The following is an 18,818-nucleotide window of genomic DNA, read 5'->3' on the forward strand; positions in this document are numbered from 1 at the left end:
ACGCCATCGGCGGCGCCCGCCACGTCCCGGATCCGGGCGGGCGGGTGTCAGAGGGCCTTCGCGGCGAACGGGCCGCCTTCGGCGAAGACCCGCTCGGCGAAGCGCGCGCCGATGCGGCGGTGGGTGGCGGCGTCCGGGTGCAGCTGGTCGGGCAGGGGCAGTTCGGCGAAGTCCGCCTCGCCGTACAGGTCGCGGCCGTCGAGGTAGTGCAGGTTCGGGTCCTCGGCCGCCCGCTGCGCGACGATGCGGGACAGCTCCGCCCGGATGGCGGCCAGCGTCAGGCGGGTGGGGTCCGCGGGGTCGCCCGACGCCCGGAACACCACCTTCCCGCTGCTCATGGCGGCGAAGTCCGGGGCGCTGGGGCCCGGGGTGTCCTCGTGGATGGGGCACAGCACCGCGGACACCACCAGCAGCGGTGCGTCCGGGTGCCCCTCGCGGAGTGTGTCGAGGAAGCCGTGCACGGCCGGGCCGAACGCGCGCTGCCGCATCAGGTCGGCGTTGACGAGGTTGACGCCGAGCTTGACGCTGATCAGGTCGGCGGGGGTGTCGCGCATGGCGCGGGCGGTGAACGGGTCGAGCAGCGCGCCGCCGCCGAACCCCAGGTTGACCAGCTCGACGCCGCCGAGGGAGGCGGCGAGCGCCGGCCACGTCGTGGTGGGGCTCTCGGCGTCGGAACCGTGGCTGATCGAACTGCCGTGGTGCAGCCACACCGCGCGGCCGCGGTCCGGAACGGCCTCGACCGGGGCGTCGGTGCGCAGCGCGACCAGCTCGGTGATCTCGCGGAACGTCAGCCAGATCTCGACGTCCTTCATGGCGGCGGGCAGGCCGGTGAACCGGACGGTGCCGACCGGGCCGGGCCGGGTGACCGCCGACCCGGTGGCCATGTCGACGGTCAGGACGTTGCCGCCGGACGCGGTGGCGCGGGCCGCGCGGCGGCCGTCGATGAGCAGGTCGTAGACGCCGTCGGGGCGCGGCGGGGCGCCCTCGTACGCCATCTTGGTGCGGAGCACGTCCAACTCGACGGCACTGGCCCGGGTGCGGAAGACCAGGCGGACCCCCGACGGCTGGGCCTCGGCCATGGCGAGCCGGCCGTCGGGGATCTGCCTGCGGGCCCAGGCGGGGAGCCGGTGCGGCAGGACGCCGTGCGCGGTGTCCTCCACATCGAGGGCGCCGCGCAGCAGGCTCGGTCCGATGGGCGTGGTGACCCACTCGGCCGCATCGGCGCCGGTGCCGCCCGCGGGAATGTCGTCATACTGGGAATCCATGGCCCCAGCCTGCCAACCGGGCCCCCGGTGCGCACGCGCATTACCGCGCGCCCCGCCGGAGCGGCCCGGCGGAGCGTCCTGCCGGGAGCGCCGCCGCGCGGCCGCCCGGTCACTCCCTGAGGAACGCCAGGACGGGTCCGGTCTGGCCGAGGATCGCGTGGCCCACCCCGGGCAGGATGGTCACCGCCGCGTGCGGGACGCACTGCCGCACGCGCCGCGCGGTGTCGGCGGAGTCGAACATGACGTCGTCGCCGCCGGCGATCACGAGCACGGGCATGGCCAGGCGGCGCAGCGCGTCGTCGGGGAACACGGGCAGCCCGGTGCGCGGCTTGAACTGCCTGAAGGTCACGACCAGGTTGTCGAGGACGGGCCCGGCCTGCGGCGTGTCCAGGCCGGTGACGGTGCGCGCCGACCGGCGGATCCCCCAGCGCCCGAACGGGCGCAGCAGCAGCGCCGTGAACAGCCAGCCCATCGTCTGCCGGCCCAGCCCGCCGGGGCACAGCAGGGCCAGGCGGGTCACCCGCTCCGGGCGGCGGGTGGCGTAGTCGACCGCCATCCAGCCGCCGAGGGAGGCCCCGACGATCGATGCCGCCGTGATCCCGAGGCCGTCGAGTACGTCGTCCAGCCACAGCGCGTAGGCGTCCGACCCCAGGGGCGGGCGGGAGGGCGCGCTCAGGCCCGGCTCGCCGATGAGGTCGACGGCGTAGGTGCGGAAGTGCCGCGCCCACGAGGCGGCGTCGCCCTGCCACATCGTGGTGTTCGCGCCCGAACCGTGCAGCAGCACGAGGGGCGGCGCGTCGGCGGGACCGGAGGCGACGACGAAGGTCTCGCCCTCGCGGGTGGGCACCCGCAGGTGCTCGGCGGGGACCGGCCAGTCGGCCAGCGCCTCGCGGTAGCGCCGCCGGATCTCGTTCCCGCCGGCCTCGGACTTGTAGATCGTGCTCATGACGCGAGTACCCCTTCGATGTGGTCGAGGAGGCGGGCGGTGTCGGCCAGGCCGCCCAGGACGATGATCTTCAGCCGGGCCCGCTCCTCGTCGTAGGCCGTCTGGATCCGCAATGGGGTGTCGCCCGCGTGGCGGTCGCCGGTGGCGGTCATCAGGAGGGTGGTCAGGCGGTCGGCCGTCGCGGGGCTGACCGCGTCGACCGCCACGACGCTCGACACCTCGGTGTGGCGCTGCCGCGCGACCGTCTCGCGCAGGGGGGCCGGGACCGGGCGGCCGGTGAACGCCTCCAGGTCCTCGTGCGCGATGCGGTACTGCTTGCCGATGCGGACCGCGGTGAGCCTCCCGTCGCGCACGTAGTTGCGGACGGTGCGCGGATGCAGCCCCAGGCGCTCGGCGACCTGGTCGACGGAGTACAGACGTTCATTCACGAAACTACTCTATATTCCGCAAACTCATGGAGCAATGTGGTTGTTTGCGGAATATACGGAGTACTTGGAAAGGGAAACGGGTTGGTGGTGGACCGCGACGACCGGCTCCCGCGTGGGGTTCGAGTCATGGCTGGACCGGCCCTGCTGATCGGCTTCGGCTGCGACCCGACCGTCACGGGCATCGCCTCCCAGCCCTTCTGAACAGGAACCGGCCGCCTTCATCTCCGGACGATCCGGCTATCGGAACTCAGCAGGAATCGTCATGAGGTCGACTCCCCACAGCAGCGGCAGCAGGAACAGCGTCCCCGCGATGATGAGGGCGAGGGCGATGAGGTTCAGCCAGAACCCGACCCTGACCATTTCCATGATCTTCACCCTGCCGGTGCCGAACATGATGGCGTTCGGAGGGGTGCCCACCGGAAGCATGAACGCGCAGTTCGCGGCCATCGCGCAGGGGACCATCAACGCGTACGGGTGGATGTTCAGGGAGACCGCGAGGGCCGCCATGACCGGGAGGATCATCGTCGCCGTCGCGGCGTTCGAGGTGATCTCCGTCAGGAACAGCACGAGCGCGGTGGCGAGGACGATGGTCAGGGTGATGTCGACCCCGTCAAGCCCGCGCAACTGCTCGCCGATCCACGCGGAGAGGCCGGTGTCGACGAACCCCGCGGCGATGGCCAGCCCGCCGCCGAACAGCAGGAGGATCCCCCAAGGGATCTTCTTCGAGTCCTCCCATTGGAGGATTCTCTTCTCCCCGGTACTCCGGCTCGGCAGCGTGAACAGGACCACCGTCGCAGCGATCGCGATCACCCCGTCGCTGATCCCCGGAAGGAGGTCCTCCCAGAGGAACGACCGGGTCACCCACATGAACGCCGTTCCGAGGAAGACGCCGAATACGACCTTCTCCTCGGTGGACATCCCGCCGAGGGACCTCCTCTCCTCCCGGATGATCTCCCGGCCGCCGGGAAGCTGCTTGAACCGGACCCTGAACTTAACAACCGTAAGGTAGAACCACGCCAGGGCCAGGAGGATGACGGCGATCGGGACCCCGAACGCCATCCACCCGCCGAACGAGATGCTCTCACCGAAGAGCTCCCCCACAGTCGCCGAGAGAACGGCGAGCGGCGGTGTTCCGATCAGCGTCCCGAGACCGCCGATGGTGGCCGCGTACCCGATGCCGAAGACGATGGACTTCTCGAACTTGGGCAGGTCGTCGGCGAACTCCCCTCCCCGCAGCGAACGTGCGGCCTGGTACACGACGGCCAGTCCGACGGGGATCATCATCATGGTGGCGGCCGTGTTGGAGACCCACATCGACAGGAAGCCCGTCGCGACCATGAAGCCGAGGACGATGCGACGCGGGCTCGTCCCTATCGCCGCGACGATCGAGAGGGCGATGCGTTGGTGGAGGTTCCATTTCTCCATCGCGATCGCGAGCGAGAACCCTCCGAGGAACAGGAAGATGATGTCGTTGCCGTACGCCGCGACCACGGCATCGCCGTCCAACGCACCGGTCAGCGGCAGGAGTACGACCGGGAGCAGGGACGTGACCGGGATGGGTATCGCCTCGGTGATCCACCAGGTCGCGACCCAGAGGGTGGTGGCGAGGACCGCCAGTCCCGCCGATGAGAGCCCCTCGGGTTCGAAGAACAGAAGCGTCGCCACGAACAGCAGCGGGCCGAGTACCAACCCGGTGACGCGTGCGGGCGTGTAGCCGGGGCCGGGCCCGGGGCCATCGGACTCCGCGTTCGGTCCCACGGTCTCGGGGCCGTCATGGGCGTCTGCGGGTCCGTCGCCGGAGGCCACCGGCTCGGCCCGTGGCGACTTCCCGCGCTTGGCGAACGTCAGGAGCCCTTTGATCTGCCTGTGGGACGCCCACAGGCGCTCCCACAGGGGGTACGGGTAAGAGGTTGCCATTGCTGCACCTTCTCTGGTCTCGGCTCGACGCGAACCGCGGCGAGAAGACCGGTGTGGGGGGTACGCGGATCGACCTCGGCCGTGAGCGGGAACAGGGCCCTGGGAACTCCGCGCGGAAAAAGGGGACCGTCGCCGGTCGTGGCACTGACTCCGTCGGCGGCGCCCGTGGTCTGGCCGGCCGTTCACGCCGCATCGGAGGCGACGGCTCCCGTGTCCGCGACCATCCCGGGCGCCACCGGTCTCGGACGGTCAGCCGTGCAGGCCCCGGAGGGCCTTGTGGAACTCCGCCTTGCCCTCAAGGCCGATGCCCGGGAGGTCACCCGGCGCCACACGGCCGCGGGTGATCACGGCGTCGTCGGTGAAGCCGCCGGTGGGCTGGAACTCTCCGGGGTAGGACTCGTTGCCGCCGAGCTTGAGGGCCGCGGCGATGTGCAGTGAGAACTGGTGTCCGCCGTGCGGGATGCACCGGCGGGAGGACCAGCCGTGCTGGGCGAGCATGTCCAGGACCCGGCGGTACTCGGTCAGGCCGTAGCTCAGTGCCGGGTCGACCTGGATGAAGTCGCGGTCCGGGCGCATTCCGCCGTAGCGGATCAGGTTCCGGGCGTCCTGGAGGGAGAACAGGTTCTCGCCGGTGGCGATGGGGTTGCGGTAGTTCTCCGACAGCGTCGCGTTGAGGCCGTAGTCCAGTGGGTCGCCGACCTCCTCGTACCAGAAGAGGCCGTACTGGTCGATGGCCCGGCCGTACTCCAGTGCGGTGCGCAGGTCGAACTTGCCGTTGACGTCCACCATCAGCCGGGAGCCGTCGCCGTTCAGGACGTCGATGACCGACTCGATGCGCTTGAGGTCCTCGGCCAGGTCGGCGCCGCCGATCTTCATCTTGACGATCTCGTAGCCGGCGTCGAGGAAGCCCCGCATCTCGTCCCGCAGGTCCTCCAGGGTCTTGCCGGGCGCGTAGTAGCCGCCGGCGGCGTAGACGAAGACGTCGGCGTCCGGGGCGCCGTCACCGTAGTGGTCGGAGATCCACCGGTACAGCGGCACGCCCGCGGCCTTGGCGGCGAGGTCGTGCAGCGCCATGTCCACCACGCCGACGGCGACGGAGCGTTCACCGTGTCCGCCGGGCTTCTCGTTGCGCATCATGACGTCCCACGCGCGGGCGGGTGAGAGTTCGCCGTTCTCGTCGATGAGGTTCTCGGCCGCGGCGGCGCGCAGCCGCGGCAGCATCCGCTCGTTCAGGATGGCCGTGGCGTTGTACCGGCCGTTGGAGTTGAAGCCGTAGCCCACCAGGGGCTTGCCATCGACCACGACGTCACTGACCAGGGCCAGGATCGTGCAGTCCATCTTGCTGAAGTCGATGTAGGCGTTGCGCATCGACGAGCTGATCGGGATGGTGCCGGCGTGGGCGGAAACGATTCGCATGGGTCTCTTCCTGCGGAAACAGATCTTATAAGGCTCTTATAAGTTATGCGGACCCTATACTGACCGAGATGGGGCCACAAGCCCATGAGGGAAAATCTTGTGAGAGAGGTCACGATGACCAGCGCGAACGTCTTCTCCAGCAAGGGTGGGCTGGCCTATACCGAGCTGCGCTGCCGCATCACCTCGGGTGAGCTCGCCCCGGGATCACGCCTGTCGCAGTACGAGCTGGCAGAGGAGATGGGGATGAGCATCACCCCTCTGCGTGAGGCGATCAGGCGGCTGGCCAGCGAGGACTGGGTCGTGATGGACACCCACCGGGATGTGCGCGTGGCACCTATGAGCGCGTCCGAGGCACGTGAGCTGCTGGAGGCCCGTTTCTCGCTGGAACCCTCCGCTACCGAGCTCGCCGCGCTGCGCCGGACGGAACGGGAGATCGCCGCGATGAGGGCGGCGGCCGACGCACTCCTTCCGGTCACCCGCACCTGGGGCGAGGAGGCCATCGCGGCGCACAGGGCCTTCCACCGGGCGATCTACGCCGCCTCCCACAACAACGTGATGATCAGACTTCTGGACGACCTGTGGGACAAGGCCGACCGGTACCGGCGGATCGGCCTGGAACTGCCCGCGGGCGCCGAGCCGCGCACCATCGACCTGAACCAGCACCACGAGATCCTGGAGCTCGTCGTCATCGGCGACGGCGCCGCCGCGGCCGGACTGGTGCGCTCCCACATCCTCAACAGCCTCGGCGCCATGGTCACGGACACCCTCGAAGGCAGGGAGCACACCGCCTACCACCCTTTCGCCGGGCAATCGGCCTGAGCCGGCACGAAGCGGCAGCTGCACGGCCGCGGAACGGCACTCCACCATCGTCGACCCTACTCTGCGTAGTGGCCGCCTGGTCCGGATGGCCCAACGGCACTGCCTGACATGACGTGCGCGACCATGCGGTCACACGACACCGGTCGTGGCCGCGCCCTCCTGGCCGCCGCGGGTGACCACGACCGGGACCGTGGCGTGGTGCAGGATCGCCTGGCTCACCGAGCCGAGGATGAGGCCGCGGAACCCACCGCGGCCCCGCGACCCGACGACGATCAGGTCCGCGGCCCGCCCCTCGGCGAGCAGCGCCCGCGCCGGGTGGTCCTCGACGATGACCAGGCTGGCGGGCACGCGGCCGGTACCCGCTGCGCGCGCCCCGTCCAGGATCCCCTGGAAGTGCGTGCGGTAGCGCAGCATGACGGTCTCGTGGTCGATGACCTCGCCCGACGCCGTGGGCCCGCCCGTGCCGAACGCACCCAGCGCCTGCCACGCGTGCACCGCGACCACGTCGGCGCCCGTGCGGGCCGCCTCCTCGAACGCGAAGCGCAGCGCCGCCCCGGACTGCGGGGAGTCGTCCACCCCCACGACGATGCTGGGGCGCTCCACACGCTCGATCGCGCTGCCCGGCGGGACCACGACCACCGGGCACGCGGCGTGCGAGCTGACCCGGATGCTCACCGACCCGAGGAACAACGAGCCCACACCGCTGAGCCCGCGCGACCCGACCACCACCAGCTCGGCGTCCCTCGAGGCGGCCAGCAGCGCCGGGGCCGGCTCCGGCGGGGCGGCCTCGGTCACCACGGAGAGCCCCGGATGGAGCGCCGCGATGTGCTCGGCCGCCGCGGTGAGCAGTGCCGAGGCGCGGTCGGCGACATCGGGGTCCGGCGGCATCCGCACCGTGTGCGTGAACGGCGTGGCGAACACCGGCATGCTCAGCGCGTACAGGATCCGCAGGCCCGCCCGGCGGTCACCGGCCAGGCGGGCGGCCAGGGCGAGCGCACTCCTGCTCGGCGCCGACCCGTCGACCCCCACGACGACCTCGCGCCCGGACCGTGCGGGCGGGATCCGGCCATGGGACTCTGCGTTGTGCATGGTGCCGTCCTTTCACTGGTCGATCGGTTCTCCGCACGCAACGGCGCCGCCAACGTCGGTGAGCAGGCGGGAGCGCGGCGCACCCGTCGCCTCACCGGACGGCACCGGCCGCCGCTATCAGTCTCGCCGCGCCCTCCCCCAGTCGCCAGCACCCCCCAAGCGTTATCCCCGTGATCGCCGAGCACGCGGTCGGCGTCCTCAAGGGCGGTGCCGCCGGTCAGGCGAGCGTCCAGTGCCGGGACTCTGAGCGTGTGGCGAAAAGGCAGGTTCGTCATCGGCTGCGAACATGGAGCGCACGGTGCGATTGACCGCGACTGTCATCGCCGATGGGGAGGTCGGCGGCTACGTCGCGCGCGCCGTGGAGGTGGAGGTCACCTCCCAGGGCGAGACCCCGGAGAAGGCGCTCGGCGCGCTCAGCGAGCCCTTGGAGCTGTACTTCGAAGGTGACGAGGACCTGGTACCGGCGGAACACGTCACCCTGGTTGCGCCGGTCGACGTGCGCCTGTCCGCATGAGTCCCCGTCTGCCCGCTGATCGTGCCGCTGCACCGGGAATTGAAGCGCGGCACGCCTGCGTCGGTCCGGCGGGGATGAGCGCGGAGGAGTTGCGGGCCCTGCTTTAACTCGGTCCTGAGAGGTACTCAGCCTTACCAGACCGGGCAGCGGGTCGACTCCTACCGCGGCACGCGATTCGTGGTTCCATGCCGCCCTTCCGCGCCGGTGATTCCGGGCCGTCCGTGGACGTGCATGGTGTGCGTGGGATTGCGTAGCGGGGATACGCGATCAGGGGGATTCCCCGCGGACCGCGCCGCACGATCCTGGGCACCATGGTCGAGACAAAGAAGCGCGATATCCGAATCGGTGCCCGATGGGTCACGAGCGGCGGGCTGGTGCTGTGCGCGCTCGGCATCGCGACACTCTGGCTTTCGGGGACCGCCGAATTCCCGGTCGCACTCCCGCCGGGTGCGGAGAACACGACGTCGAGTTCCCGCTCGGAGATCGCCTTCCTGACGATCGGCGCGCTGTTCGTGGCCCTGGCCCGATGGCGCTGGGTGCCGGTCGTCGGAGTGCTCCTCGGCGCCGTCTTCGCCGTCGGGTTCTTCGCGAGTCCCAGCGGGTTCGGCAACCTCACCGGAGCGGCGGGGGCGACCGCCGCCATCGGCCAAGCGGTCCAGCTGGCCGGTGAGCTGACGGCTCTGGTCGCGGGGGTTCTCGCCGTCCGGGCCGGCTACACGGCGCGCCGCGTCTCCCCGGCACCGTGAACGCGCCCGTTGCCGTCGGCGCCGTGAGCGTCGCCGTGGCCGTCGTTGGCGTCGTGAGTGCGGCTGTTGTCGTCGGCGCCGCGTTCCGGGGCGGTCGCGGGCGGGCGCGGACCTCGGGGGCACTCCGATGACGCCGCGCGACGCGTCAGCGCCCCCTCGATCCTGGCGGACCGGTGTCCTGCTGCTCATCGCGGTGGCCGCGGGCGGCGCGCTCGTCTTCCCCTACCTGTCCCCGGACCTGGCCGCGGGGCTGGAGACCCGGAGCGAACTGCACGCGATCCTGCTGCGCGCGCACGTCTTCACCGCCCTGATCGCCCTCGTCCTGGGACCGTTGCAGTTCCTGCCGTCGATCCGGGCCCGGCGGCGGGTGCACCGGGTCATCGGGCGCTGCTACCTGTTCGCGGGCATCCTGCCGTCAGGGCTGGCCGGGATCCCCGTTGCGCTGATGGCCGACAGCCCCGTCACCCGGGTGGGGCTGTTCATCCCGGCCGTCGCCTGGCTGGTCACCGGCTGGCTCGCGCTCCGGGCCGCCCGGCGGCGCGACTTCGCGACCCACCAGGAGTGGATGATGCGCAACTACGCGCTGACCTTCCTGGCCGTGACGGCGCGCGCGGTGGCGCCGCTGATCCTCCTGGCGCAGGCCCCGTTCCTGGACAGCCTGTACGGCGGCTCCCTGGACGCGGCCATCGCGGCCACCATCCCCATCGGGCAGTGGCTGGGCTGGATCATCAACCTGATCATCGCCGAAGCCCTCATCCGCGCGCGGCGGAAGGCCCGCCGCCCCCACCCGGTACGGCCGTAGCGACCGCGTCCGGCCTCGTGGAACATCGGTACAGCGGTTGGGGCTCAGAGGAGGGCGCCGCCGGAGACCTCGATGCGCTGGGCGGTGACCCAGCGCAGGCCCTCGGCGGCCAGCGTGGCGATGGCGTCGCCGATCTCCTCAGGTTCGCCGACGCGGCCGAGCGCGGTCTGTCCGGCCAGAACCTGGCGCATCTCGGCGTCGTCCCGCATCGCTCCACCGTTGAAATCGGTGGCGGTCGGTCCCGGGGCGATGGAGTTGACCCGGATTCCGCGCGGGCCGAGTTCCGCGGCGAGGGTGCGGCCCAAGGCTTCGACGGCGGCCTTCGAGGCGGAGTAGACCGAGGTGGCGGGGCTGGTGTGGCGGGTCAGTGACGTCGAGACGTTGATGACGCGGCCGCCTTGGGTCAGCAGCGGCACAAGTGACTGGATGAGGAAGAACGTGCCCCGGACGTTGGTGCCCATCACCGTGTCGAAGTCGTCGATCGTGACGTCCTCCAGCGGTCCGAAGATCCCCACTCCCGCGTTGTTGACCAGGATGTCGAGCCGCGAAGCACCCCAGCGCTCCAGCTGCTCGCTCAGTTCGGAGGTGAAGGACGCGAAGGAGGGGACGTCGCTGATGTCGAGCCGGAGAACAGCGGCGGTCCCGCCCACCGCCTGCACCTGTTCCGCCGTCTTCTCGGCCCCTGCCGCATCACCGCGGTGGGTGACCACGACCCGCACTCCGCGTGTGGCCAGAGCGATGGCCGCGCCGCGTCCGAGGCCGCGATTCGCACCGGTCACCAAAGCGGTCTTGTCGATCGTCATGAACTGTTCCTCCACCGCGCGGCTACCGGAATTCGACCGGGCGCCGCAGATAGGATGCGAGTCACTCGACTCGCCTTGCTCCCGTACCGTATGCAGGACCACCGAGACGAGTCAAGTGACTCGCCTCGGGTCTGCGGCATACTGTCCGCATGGCAGCCGAACTCTCCGCACACCACCGCAGACTCGCTCAGCAGAAACGCGAGGCGATCACCACCGCGGCCACAGAACTGTTCCTGGACCGCGGCTACGACGGCACCTCACTGGCCCGGATCGCCGAAGCGGCCGGGGTCTCGAAGTCCACCCTGTTCAAGCGGTTCCCCACCAAGGCGGCCCTCTTCGAGGCCATCGTCACCGAGTCCTGGCAGCGTGACGCCGACGACGCCGCCGCGCGGCCGCAGACCGGAGATCTGCGCTCCGGCCTGACGACCATCGGCCGCCGCTATGCCGACCTGGTCGGCCGGCCCGGCATGACAGCCCTGTTCCGGATCGTCATCGCCGAACTCCCTCGTTTCCCCGAACTGGGACGGATGCAGTTCCAGCTCGGCAAACTGCCCTACTTCACCTCCGTTCAGCACTACTTGGAAGCCGAGCACGAGGCGGGCAACGCTGCTGTCCCGGACGCCGTGAGCGCCGCGAACCAGTTCCTCGGCATGATCGCCAACTACGTCCTGTGGCCCCGCATGCTGCTGACCGACTGGAACCCCGCAGCCTCCGACATCCACGACGCCGTCGAGGAGGCCGTCCAGACCATGCTCGCCAGGTACACCCCGACCCGGCGGCCCGACCCGCAGCCGGAGCGTTGACGCCGGCGCGCAATGCCCGACATCCGCGACACCGGATATCGGCCGCCGGACGCGCCTCGTCCCGGCGCATGCGGCCCGGCGTGCCGGCGGCCTGACGGCGCGGGCTCACTTCAGATGCCGGGTCAAGAACTTGCCCGCGGCCTCCCCCGCGTACTGGGGGACGCCGGTGTGCCCGCCCATATTGGCGTGCAGAGCCTTCTCCGTGGAGCCGAAGGCGTCGAACAGGTCCAGGGCCGCCTGCCGGTCGTTCCCTTCGTCGTCCCACTGAAGCAGGACGTGCAGCGGAATGGTGACCCGGCGGGCCTCCTCGAACATGGCGCGAGGCACGAAACTCCCGGCGAACAGGACGGCGGCCGAGATGCGCGGCTCGACCACCGCCAGCCGGGTTCCGATGGAGATCACTCCTCCTGAGTACCCGACCGGGCCGCCGATATCGGGCAGCGACAGGAGAGCGTCCAGGGCGGCCTGCCATTCCGGGACCGCGTTGTCGACCAGGGGAAGGATGAGGGCGTCGATGATCTCGTCGGTAACCGGCTCGCCGGCCTCCATCGCCCGGCGCAGGTCGGCGAGGGCCTGCTCGGCGCCGGGCAGGCGGGGCCGGTCGCCGCATCCGGGGAGTTCGATGGTGGCCGAGGCGAAGCCGTGCGCCGCGGAGTGCCGGGCTCGGGTCGCCAAGCGGGGGTACGCCTTGCGCAGCCCGAGGGGAGGAGGGCCGAGCAGGATCAGCGGCGCCGGTGCGGATGCGGGCGTCCACAGGATGCCGGGAATCTCGCCGAGGGTGAATTCGCGCTCGAGGACGCCGTCGTCGAGGCGCTGTTCGGAAGTGACGTGCATGGTCGTGCCTTTCGGGAGTGCTCAGAGACGGCGCTCCCGGACGACCTACCGCCCGACCGTGACCCCGGAGGGGAGCACCCATGTCGATCCTGCGTTCACGGGTCCCACCTCCTCGTTCTCTTGCACGGCTGCCGGAAGGGTAGCAGGGGCCGCCGTGACCGGCCCACTGGTTTAAGGCGGCCGATCTCCGGGTGCGAGACGCTCCCATGCCCGTGGTCGGAACAGCGGGGATGGCGGCCTCCGGCCATACGCCTCGGCCTGAAACCGTCCGTTCCCGCTGTTACGTCGCACTGCCCTGATTCGTTGCGGGCTGCCCGCTGCCCTCCCCAAGGCCTGACCTCCGAGAAGGTCCACTTATCGGAGGCCAGGATTGCCGCCCTGTCGAACCTTCTTCCGTTTGCGTATCATCTGTTTCGTTTCAGAATTACGTTACAACCACAACGAAACGAAACAGTCGAAAACGCGATGCCCCGGACGCCGCCACCTCCGGACGACCGTCGACCTCGACGCCGCCGTCCCCCGGCGGACAACCCAGGGCTCCCCGGTCCGGGAAGGAGGACGCGGCCCGGCTGTCCCCGCTCGTCCATCCGGCCCACCCACCGCGCGAGGACGGGCACGGGCACCCGGGCCGCGTCTCGACTGTCAAAGTGCGGACAGCTCACGCGCGCAGGCGTGCAGGCCGTACTCGCTGGACGCTTTGACGAACACCACGTCTCCCGGTGCGATCAGCTCGGTGGCCACCCTGAGGGTTCCGGTCACGTCTGGGACCGTGTACACCGTGACCTCCCCGCCGGACGCCTCGGCTGCCATGGCCCGTGGATCGCCTTGGCCGACTGCGATCAGCACGTCGATGCCGAGCTCGGCCACCAGCCAGCCCACCTGCTCGTGCCGGGCCTGGGAGGCGTCGGCCTGCTGTCCCATGGCGCCGAGCACCGCGATGGTGCGGCGGTCGCCGGCCAGTGCCGTGAACGCGTGCAGCCCGGCGCGCATGGATTCCGGGTTGGCGTTGTAGGCGTCGTTGACGACGGTGACGCCGTCGGGCCGGTTCGTGATCTCGAAGCGGCCCGATGCGCGGTGGGTGGCCGCGTTGAGCCCGGCGGTGATCTCGTCGGTGGGCAGTCCCAGTGCGGCGGCGGCCGCGGCGGCGCCCAGCGCGTTGGCCACCTGGTGCTCGCCGACGAGATCGAGGGCGACCCGGGCCCGGTTCGAGGGTGTCACCAGGTCGAATGCGGGCCGGGCCCCGTCATCCAGGCGCACCTGCTCGGCCCGCACATCGGCGCCTGGTGACCTGCCGTAGCGCACGACCCGGGCCGTGGTGCGCTCCGCCATGCGCACGACGTACGGATCGTCGGCGTTGAGCAGCGCGTACCCGTCGGGCGCCAGTGCCTGCACCAACTCCCCCTTGGCCGCGGCCACGTCCGCCAGCCCGCCGCCCATCCGCGACACGTGTGCGGCGCCGACGTTGAGCACCAGGCCCACCTGCGGCGGCGCGATCCCGGTCAGGTAGGTCAGGTCGCCCTTCCTGCCGGCGCCCATCTCCAGCACCAGGTAGCGGGTCCCGGCATCGGCCCGCAGCACGGTGAGCGGTAGCCCGAGCTCGTTGTTGAACGACCGGTCGGTCGAGACGGTCGGCGCGTGCCGTTCGAGTATCTGGGCCAGCAGGTCCTTGGTGGTGGTCTTGCCCACCGATCCGGTCAGGGCGATCACCGTGCAGCCGAGGCGGGCCAGCACGTGCCCGGCCAGCACGCCGAGCGCCGCCTGCACGTCGGCCACCACGATCGCGGGCACGCCGACGGAGCGGGATGCCAGCACGGCAACGGCGCCGTCGGCGACGGCGTCGGCCGCGTGGTCGTGCCCGTCGGCGCGGGCGCCGACCGTCGCGGCGAACAGGCCGCCCGGCACCACCTCGCGCGAATCGACCGTCGGCGGTCCCGTCACCGGCGTGTCCGGGTCGGGCACGGCGTCCAGGCGTGCGTCCAGGACTCGGGCGATCTCGGCCAGCGTCATCGGGATCATGCACCGCTCCTCTCGAACCCCAGGTCGATAAGGCGGCCCAGCAGATCCGGATACGTGAGCCCGCTGGCCTGCCAGCCCCTGGCATAGACGGAACGAGCGGTGAAGCCGGGCATCGTGTTGATCTCCAGTAGGTACAGGCGGTCCGCTTGCTCCTCGTAGAGGAAATCGGCCCTGGCCAGGCCGTAGCAGCCGATCGACCGGTACGCGTGCAGGGACAGCTCGCGTACCTCCTCCGCGATCGGCTCGGGCAGCGCGGCGGGAACCGTGGCGATCTCATAGTCGCTGTGGTATTTCGACTCGTAGTCGAGCAGGTCGCCGCGGACGTTGAGCTCAACGGCCGCCGAGGTGTCGGGGGTGTCGTGGTCGCCGAGCACGCCGCAGGTCAGCTCGCGGGCGATGATGCCCTGCTCGACGACGACGACCCGGTCATAGCCGAAGGCCAGCTCGACGCCCTGGTGCAGCTCCGCCATCGAGGTGACGCGGGAGATGCCGATGGAGGAGCCCATGTTGGCCGGTTTGACATACATCGGCCAGTCCAGCGACTTCACCAGGCCCCGTCTGTCGCTCGTGGTGCCCCAGTCGTGCTCGGTGAACCAGACATGCGGAGTGACCGGGATGCCCTCGGCCCGGAACGCCCGCCGCATTGCGACCTTGTCCATCGCCACGGCCGAGGCGAGGACGCCGCAACCCACGTACGGCAGGCCCAGCGCCTCCAGGTGCCCCTGGACCACTCCGTCCTCGCCGAACGGGCCGTGCAGCACGGGGAAGACGATGTCCACGGCGCCCTGGTGCAGCTCCTGCGACCATCGGCCCTGCCGGTCGATGACGACGAGGGCGGGGTCGTAGCGCTCCACCGGCAGCGCGTCGGCCACCGCCTGCGCCGACTCGAGCGACACCTCGTGCTCGGCAGACGGTCCGCCTGCCAGCACTGCAACGCGCACACGTTCAGCCATGATCGTGGATTCCTTCCATGACCGTCCGCTTCGATCCGGCCAGGGCGAAACCGGCCGCCGCCTCCGCGTGCAGCCGGGCGCTCGGCAGCAACGGGATGGCGGTGTCCTTGTCGGTGATCAGCAGCTCGATCTCGGTGCAGCCGAGTATGACGGCCTCGGCGCCCTGCGCGGCCAGGTCGGCGATCGTGGCCACGTAGGCGTCCCTGGACGAGGGCCGCAGCTCCCCGCGGATCAGCTCTTCGAAGATCACCCGGTGGATCGACTCGCGCTCATCGGGCCCGGGGACGATCACCTCGAAGCCGTGCGCGGCCAGCCGGTCGGTGTAGAAGGACTCCTCCATGGTGAACCGGGTGCCCAGCAGGCCGACCTTGCGCATCCCCCTGTCGCTGACCGCGGCGCCGACGGCGTCGGCGATGTGCAGCACGGGAACGCCGGCCGCCCGCTCCACCTCGTCGTTCACCCGGCTGAAGGTGTTGCTGCAAATGAGCAGTAGTTCGGCCCCCATGGCCTGGAGCGCGACGCCCGCGCCACCGAGCAGCTCACCGACCTCGTCCCACCGGCCGGCGAAGATGAGGTCTTCGACGGTCGTGTAGTCGACCGACCAGATCAGGCTGTTGGCCGAATGGCTCCCGCCGAGGCGTTCACGCACCCGCCGGTTGATGACCTGGTAGTAGATGACCGTCGATTCCCAGCTCAACCCGCCGATAAGTCCGATAGTGCGCATGGTCCTCCGTTCGTTGTCGTTGCGCTGTCGTGCGGCTTCCAGGCGCCCTGCCGAGCGCCCGGCCTGCCGCCCCTCCGCTATGGGTTTGCCGAGGACCGCGGAACCCGTGGCCGATCCGCAGCGGCCGGCTGGTGCCCGGCTCGCTGGATCACCCGGTGGGGTGGGTGCGCGCGCCGCGTCCCGGCGCCGGTATCCCGGCGGACGGCGCCGCCCGACCTCGGGTCGTGAGTGGGGTCGGCATACATGCGCGGGCAACCGCGATCGATCGCTTCGGGGCGCAGTTCGTAGTGCCAGGGTTCGTTGCGGTAGATCTGGCACAGCCCGTATTCGGCACCGTGCTCGGACAGCCACGCCGTGGCATCGGAGTGCCCGATGTCGACCGCGTCCCCGGACACATGGGCAGACGTGTCGGATGTGGCCACCCATCGGGCGGCTTCCTGTTCCGAGCCGTACTTCGAGACCGCCTCACGGAGCAGCTGTTCCTGGTACTCCGGGGAACGCCAGCCGCTGTTGACGAGGAACTCGACGTCGTCGGCCGCGGCGTCGGTTGCGGCGCGGCGGAGGGCACCCCGCAGTTCGGGGTCGAGGTTGGCGACGGCCGGAACCCGGTCGTCGAAGACCGTCACGCCGCCACCGACGGCGCCGTCCGCCTCGCCGAGCGCACCATGCCGATGGTCGCCGGATACGGCCGAGGAGAGCGACCGAGTGCTGTAAGGGCTGTAGACGAGGACGCCGATAAGCGTCGCCCTGGCGACCACGAGCGCGGCGAGAGTGGTCGATCGGGTAAGGCGGGCTGCTGTGCGTGCTGGTCCGCTGTAGGTCATGCCTCCAGACAAGACCGCGTGGTGTTGCCGGCACGTATGCGGTTTTCGATACGCCGACGATATGGCCCGGCTCATAGCATCGAGGGAATATGCGTGTGCTGATCGTCGAGGACGAGCTCTACATGGCAGAGGCCATCCGCGATGGGTTGCGCCTGGAGGCGATCGCCGCCGACATCGCCGGTGACGGCGATGCCGCTCTGGAACTGCTGAACATCAACGCCTACGACATCGCCGTCCTCGACCGCGATATCCCCGGGCCCTCCGGCGACGAGGTCGCCAGACGCATCGTCGCCTCCGGCAGCGGCATGCCCGTCCTCATGCTCACCGCTGCCGACCGGCTCGACGACAAGGCGTCCGGGTTCGAACTCGGCGCCGACGACTACCTCACCAAGCCCTTCGAACTCCAAGAACTCGTGCTCAGGCTCAGAGCACTCGACCGCAGGCGCGCGCACAGCAGGCCGCCCGTGCGAGAGATCGGGGGCCTGCGGCTGGATCCGTTCCGCCGCGAGGTCTACCGCGACGGCCGCTACGTCGGGCTCACCCGGAAACAGTTCGCCGTGCTCGAGGTCCTGATCGCCGCCGACGGCGGTGTCATCAGCGCCGAAGAGCTCCTGGAGCGGGCGTGGGACGAGAACGCCGACCCGTTCACCAACGCCGTGCGCATCACCATCTCGGCGCTGCGCAAACGGCTCGGCGAACCCTGGCTGATCGCCACCGTGCCCGGTGTCGGCTACCGCATCGACACGGCAGCCGACACCGGACGTGAGGGAGGGGACCGTGGATAGACCGCCCGGGTTGAGCGTCCGCCTCAAACTCACCCTCAGCTACGCCGGGTTCCTCGTGCTCGCAGGTGTCCTGCTGCTCGGCCTGTGGGTGGTCTTCCTGCAATTCTTCTCCGATGCCCCGATCATGAAGGACGCGAAGCTCGGCATCCTCGGGGCGTTCGCTCCGGGCCGCTCCAGCACCCAGCAGGCATTCGGCCAGGTGGCAACCGTGATGCTGGCTTTCCTGCTGGTGTTCGGTCTGCTGGGCGGGTGGCTTCTCGCCGGCCGGATGCTCGCCCCGCTGGCTCGCATCACCGACGCCACCCGCATGGCCGCGCACGGATCGCTGTCGCACCGGGTCCGGTTGGCGGGCCGCAGAGACGAGTTCCGCGAACTCGCCGACGCCTTCGACACGATGCTCGCACGCCTCGAAACACAGGTCGCCGAACAACAGCGATTCGCGGCAAACGCCTCCCACGAACTGCGCACCCCGCTGGCGATCACGCAGGCACTTCTCGACGTGGCCCACAACGATCCGAGCCGCAGCACCGGCGAACTCGTCGAACGCCTCCACTTCGTCAACACCCGGGCGATCGATCTCACCGAAGCATTGCTCCTGCTCAGCCGCGCCGACCAGCGGTCGTTCACCCGAGAACACCTCGACCTGTCCCTCCTGGCCGAGGAAGCCACCGAGACGCTTCTCCCCCTCGCGGAGAAGCGCGGCCTCACCATCGAGACCTCCGGCGACATAGCCCCCGCCAACGGCTCCCCCGCGCTCCTGTTGCAGATGACGACGAACCTCGTGCACAACGCGATCGTCCACAACCTGCCCGACCAGGGCACCGTGTGGGTCACGACCAGCGTTCGCCCCAAGACCGTGGTGCTCACCGTCGAGAACACCGGCAAGAAGTTCGCCGCTTCGGTGGTCGCCACGCTGGTGGAACCGTTCCACCGCGGCACCGAACGCGTCCGCACCGACCACGCCGGTGTCGGCCTCGGTCTGGCGATCGTCAAGAGCATCGCCGAGGCTCACGACGGCACCCTCACCCTCACCCCGCGGGCCGACGGCGGGCTCCGCATCACCGTGCGACTCCCCGCCGCACCACCGCACACCGACAGATGACGATCAGGCAGGTTGATCAGGCAGGTTGGGGC

The 18,818-nt window shown here is 70.4% G+C and carries 19 protein-coding genes; 7 read left to right on the plus strand and 12 right to left on the minus strand.

What is annotated here, in order from left to right:
- Positions 1–47 precede the first annotated feature (47 nt).
- From CLV63_RS21205 to CLV63_RS21230, 5 genes are all read right to left on the minus strand, one after another.
- Positions 48–1,265 carry a GDSL-type esterase/lipase family protein gene (locus CLV63_RS21205; RefSeq protein WP_106584924.1) on the minus strand — a complete coding sequence of 406 codons (1,218 nt, stop codon included), beginning with the start codon at positions 1,263–1,265 and terminating at the stop codon, positions 48–50.
- Positions 1,266–1,374: 109 nt separating this feature from the next.
- Entirely contained in the window at positions 1,375–2,211 is an 837-nt protein-coding gene (locus CLV63_RS21210) for an alpha/beta fold hydrolase (RefSeq protein WP_106584925.1), read from the minus strand.
- Positions 2,208–2,639 carry a helix-turn-helix domain-containing protein gene (locus tag CLV63_RS21215; RefSeq protein WP_106584926.1) on the minus strand — a complete coding sequence of 144 codons (432 nt, stop codon included), beginning with the start codon at positions 2,637–2,639 and terminating at the stop codon, positions 2,208–2,210. The genes CLV63_RS21210 and CLV63_RS21215 overlap by 4 nt, the downstream gene beginning before the upstream one ends.
- A 237-nt stretch (positions 2,640–2,876) precedes the next feature.
- A complete protein-coding gene (locus CLV63_RS21225) occupies positions 2,877–4,556 on the minus strand; it encodes an SLC13 family permease (RefSeq protein ID WP_106584927.1) in 1,680 nt (559 codons plus the stop codon).
- A 249-nt stretch (positions 4,557–4,805) separates the two neighbouring features.
- Entirely contained in the window at positions 4,806–5,972 is a 1,167-nt protein-coding gene (locus CLV63_RS21230; protein ID WP_106584928.1) for an enolase C-terminal domain-like protein, read from the minus strand.
- A gap of 114 nt (positions 5,973–6,086) precedes the next feature.
- Here CLV63_RS21230 and CLV63_RS21235 point away from each other — a divergent pair, with 114 nt between their 5' ends.
- Positions 6,087–6,791 carry a GntR family transcriptional regulator gene (locus tag CLV63_RS21235; protein ID WP_106584929.1) on the plus strand — a complete coding sequence of 235 codons (705 nt, stop codon included), beginning with the start codon at positions 6,087–6,089 and terminating at the stop codon, positions 6,789–6,791.
- A gap of 129 nt (positions 6,792–6,920) precedes the next feature.
- Here the strand turns inward: CLV63_RS21235 and CLV63_RS21240 are convergent, their stop codons facing one another.
- Positions 6,921–7,880 (minus strand): universal stress protein, encoded by a 960-nt coding sequence (locus CLV63_RS21240; protein WP_106584930.1) that lies wholly within the window; start codon positions 7,878–7,880, stop codon positions 6,921–6,923.
- Between the two features lie 298 nt (positions 7,881–8,178).
- Between CLV63_RS21240 and CLV63_RS21245 the strand changes: the two genes are divergently transcribed.
- The 3 genes from CLV63_RS21245 to CLV63_RS21255 all read left to right on the plus strand — a co-directional run bounded on the left by CLV63_RS21245 (position 8,179) and on the right by CLV63_RS21255 (position 9,942).
- A complete protein-coding gene (locus tag CLV63_RS21245; RefSeq protein ID WP_245928962.1) occupies positions 8,179–8,394 on the plus strand; it encodes a type II toxin-antitoxin system HicB family antitoxin in 216 nt (71 codons plus the stop codon).
- Positions 8,395–8,705: 311 nt separating this feature from the next.
- Complete coding sequence (locus tag CLV63_RS21250) at positions 8,706–9,140, plus strand: hypothetical protein (RefSeq protein WP_106584932.1); 435 nt, start codon at positions 8,706–8,708, stop codon at positions 9,138–9,140.
- 127 nt (positions 9,141–9,267) lie between these two features.
- Entirely contained in the window at positions 9,268–9,942 is a 675-nt protein-coding gene (locus CLV63_RS21255; protein WP_106584933.1) for a DUF2306 domain-containing protein, read from the plus strand.
- Between the two features lie 44 nt (positions 9,943–9,986).
- On the opposite strand, the gene CLV63_RS21260 is transcribed toward CLV63_RS21255, so the two are convergent.
- Positions 9,987–10,745: an SDR family NAD(P)-dependent oxidoreductase gene (locus CLV63_RS21260; protein WP_106584934.1), complete on the minus strand. Its 759-nt coding sequence runs from the start codon at positions 10,743–10,745 to the stop codon at positions 9,987–9,989.
- Positions 10,746–10,894: 149 nt separating this feature from the next.
- Here CLV63_RS21260 and CLV63_RS21265 point away from each other — a divergent pair, with 149 nt between their 5' ends.
- Positions 10,895–11,548, plus strand: coding sequence for a TetR/AcrR family transcriptional regulator (locus CLV63_RS21265; RefSeq protein ID WP_106584935.1), 654 nt, complete (start codon positions 10,895–10,897; stop codon positions 11,546–11,548).
- A gap of 105 nt (positions 11,549–11,653) precedes the next feature.
- Here the strand turns inward: CLV63_RS21265 and CLV63_RS21270 are convergent, their stop codons facing one another.
- The 5 genes from CLV63_RS21270 to CLV63_RS21290 form a co-directional block, all read right to left on the minus strand.
- Positions 11,654–12,382: an alpha/beta hydrolase gene (locus CLV63_RS21270; protein ID WP_106584936.1), complete on the minus strand. Its 729-nt coding sequence runs from the start codon at positions 12,380–12,382 to the stop codon at positions 11,654–11,656.
- 642 nt (positions 12,383–13,024) lie between these two features.
- Positions 13,025–14,398, minus strand: a complete 1,374-nt coding sequence (locus tag CLV63_RS21275; RefSeq protein ID WP_106584937.1) for a UDP-N-acetylmuramoyl-tripeptide--D-alanyl-D-alanine ligase — start codon at positions 14,396–14,398, stop codon at positions 13,025–13,027.
- A complete protein-coding gene (locus tag CLV63_RS21280; protein ID WP_106584938.1) occupies positions 14,395–15,351 on the minus strand; it encodes a D-alanine--D-alanine ligase family protein in 957 nt (318 codons plus the stop codon). Before CLV63_RS21280 ends, CLV63_RS21275 begins: the two co-directional genes overlap by 4 nt.
- On the minus strand, positions 15,344–16,075 hold the full coding sequence (locus tag CLV63_RS21285; RefSeq protein ID WP_106584939.1) for an aspartate/glutamate racemase family protein: 732 nt from the start codon (positions 16,073–16,075) through the stop codon (positions 15,344–15,346). Before CLV63_RS21285 ends, CLV63_RS21280 begins: the two co-directional genes overlap by 8 nt.
- 77 nt (positions 16,076–16,152) lie before the next feature.
- The gene (locus tag CLV63_RS21290; protein WP_106584940.1) at positions 16,153–16,899 is read right to left on the minus strand and encodes a M15 family metallopeptidase; all 747 of its coding nucleotides are present in this window, start codon (positions 16,897–16,899) and stop codon (positions 16,153–16,155) included.
- Between the two features lie 89 nt (positions 16,900–16,988).
- Between CLV63_RS21290 and CLV63_RS21295 the strand changes: the two genes are divergently transcribed.
- Positions 16,989–17,684, plus strand: coding sequence for a response regulator transcription factor (locus tag CLV63_RS21295; RefSeq protein WP_106584941.1), 696 nt, complete (start codon positions 16,989–16,991; stop codon positions 17,682–17,684).
- The gene (locus CLV63_RS21300) at positions 17,677–18,786 is read left to right on the plus strand and encodes a sensor histidine kinase (protein WP_106584942.1); all 1,110 of its coding nucleotides are present in this window, start codon (positions 17,677–17,679) and stop codon (positions 18,784–18,786) included. Before CLV63_RS21295 ends, CLV63_RS21300 begins: the two co-directional genes overlap by 8 nt.
- Positions 18,787–18,818 lie beyond the last annotated feature (32 nt).

The organism is Murinocardiopsis flavida (assembly GCF_003014485.1).
GTDB lineage: Bacteria > Actinomycetota > Actinomycetes > Streptosporangiales > Streptosporangiaceae > Murinocardiopsis > Murinocardiopsis flavida.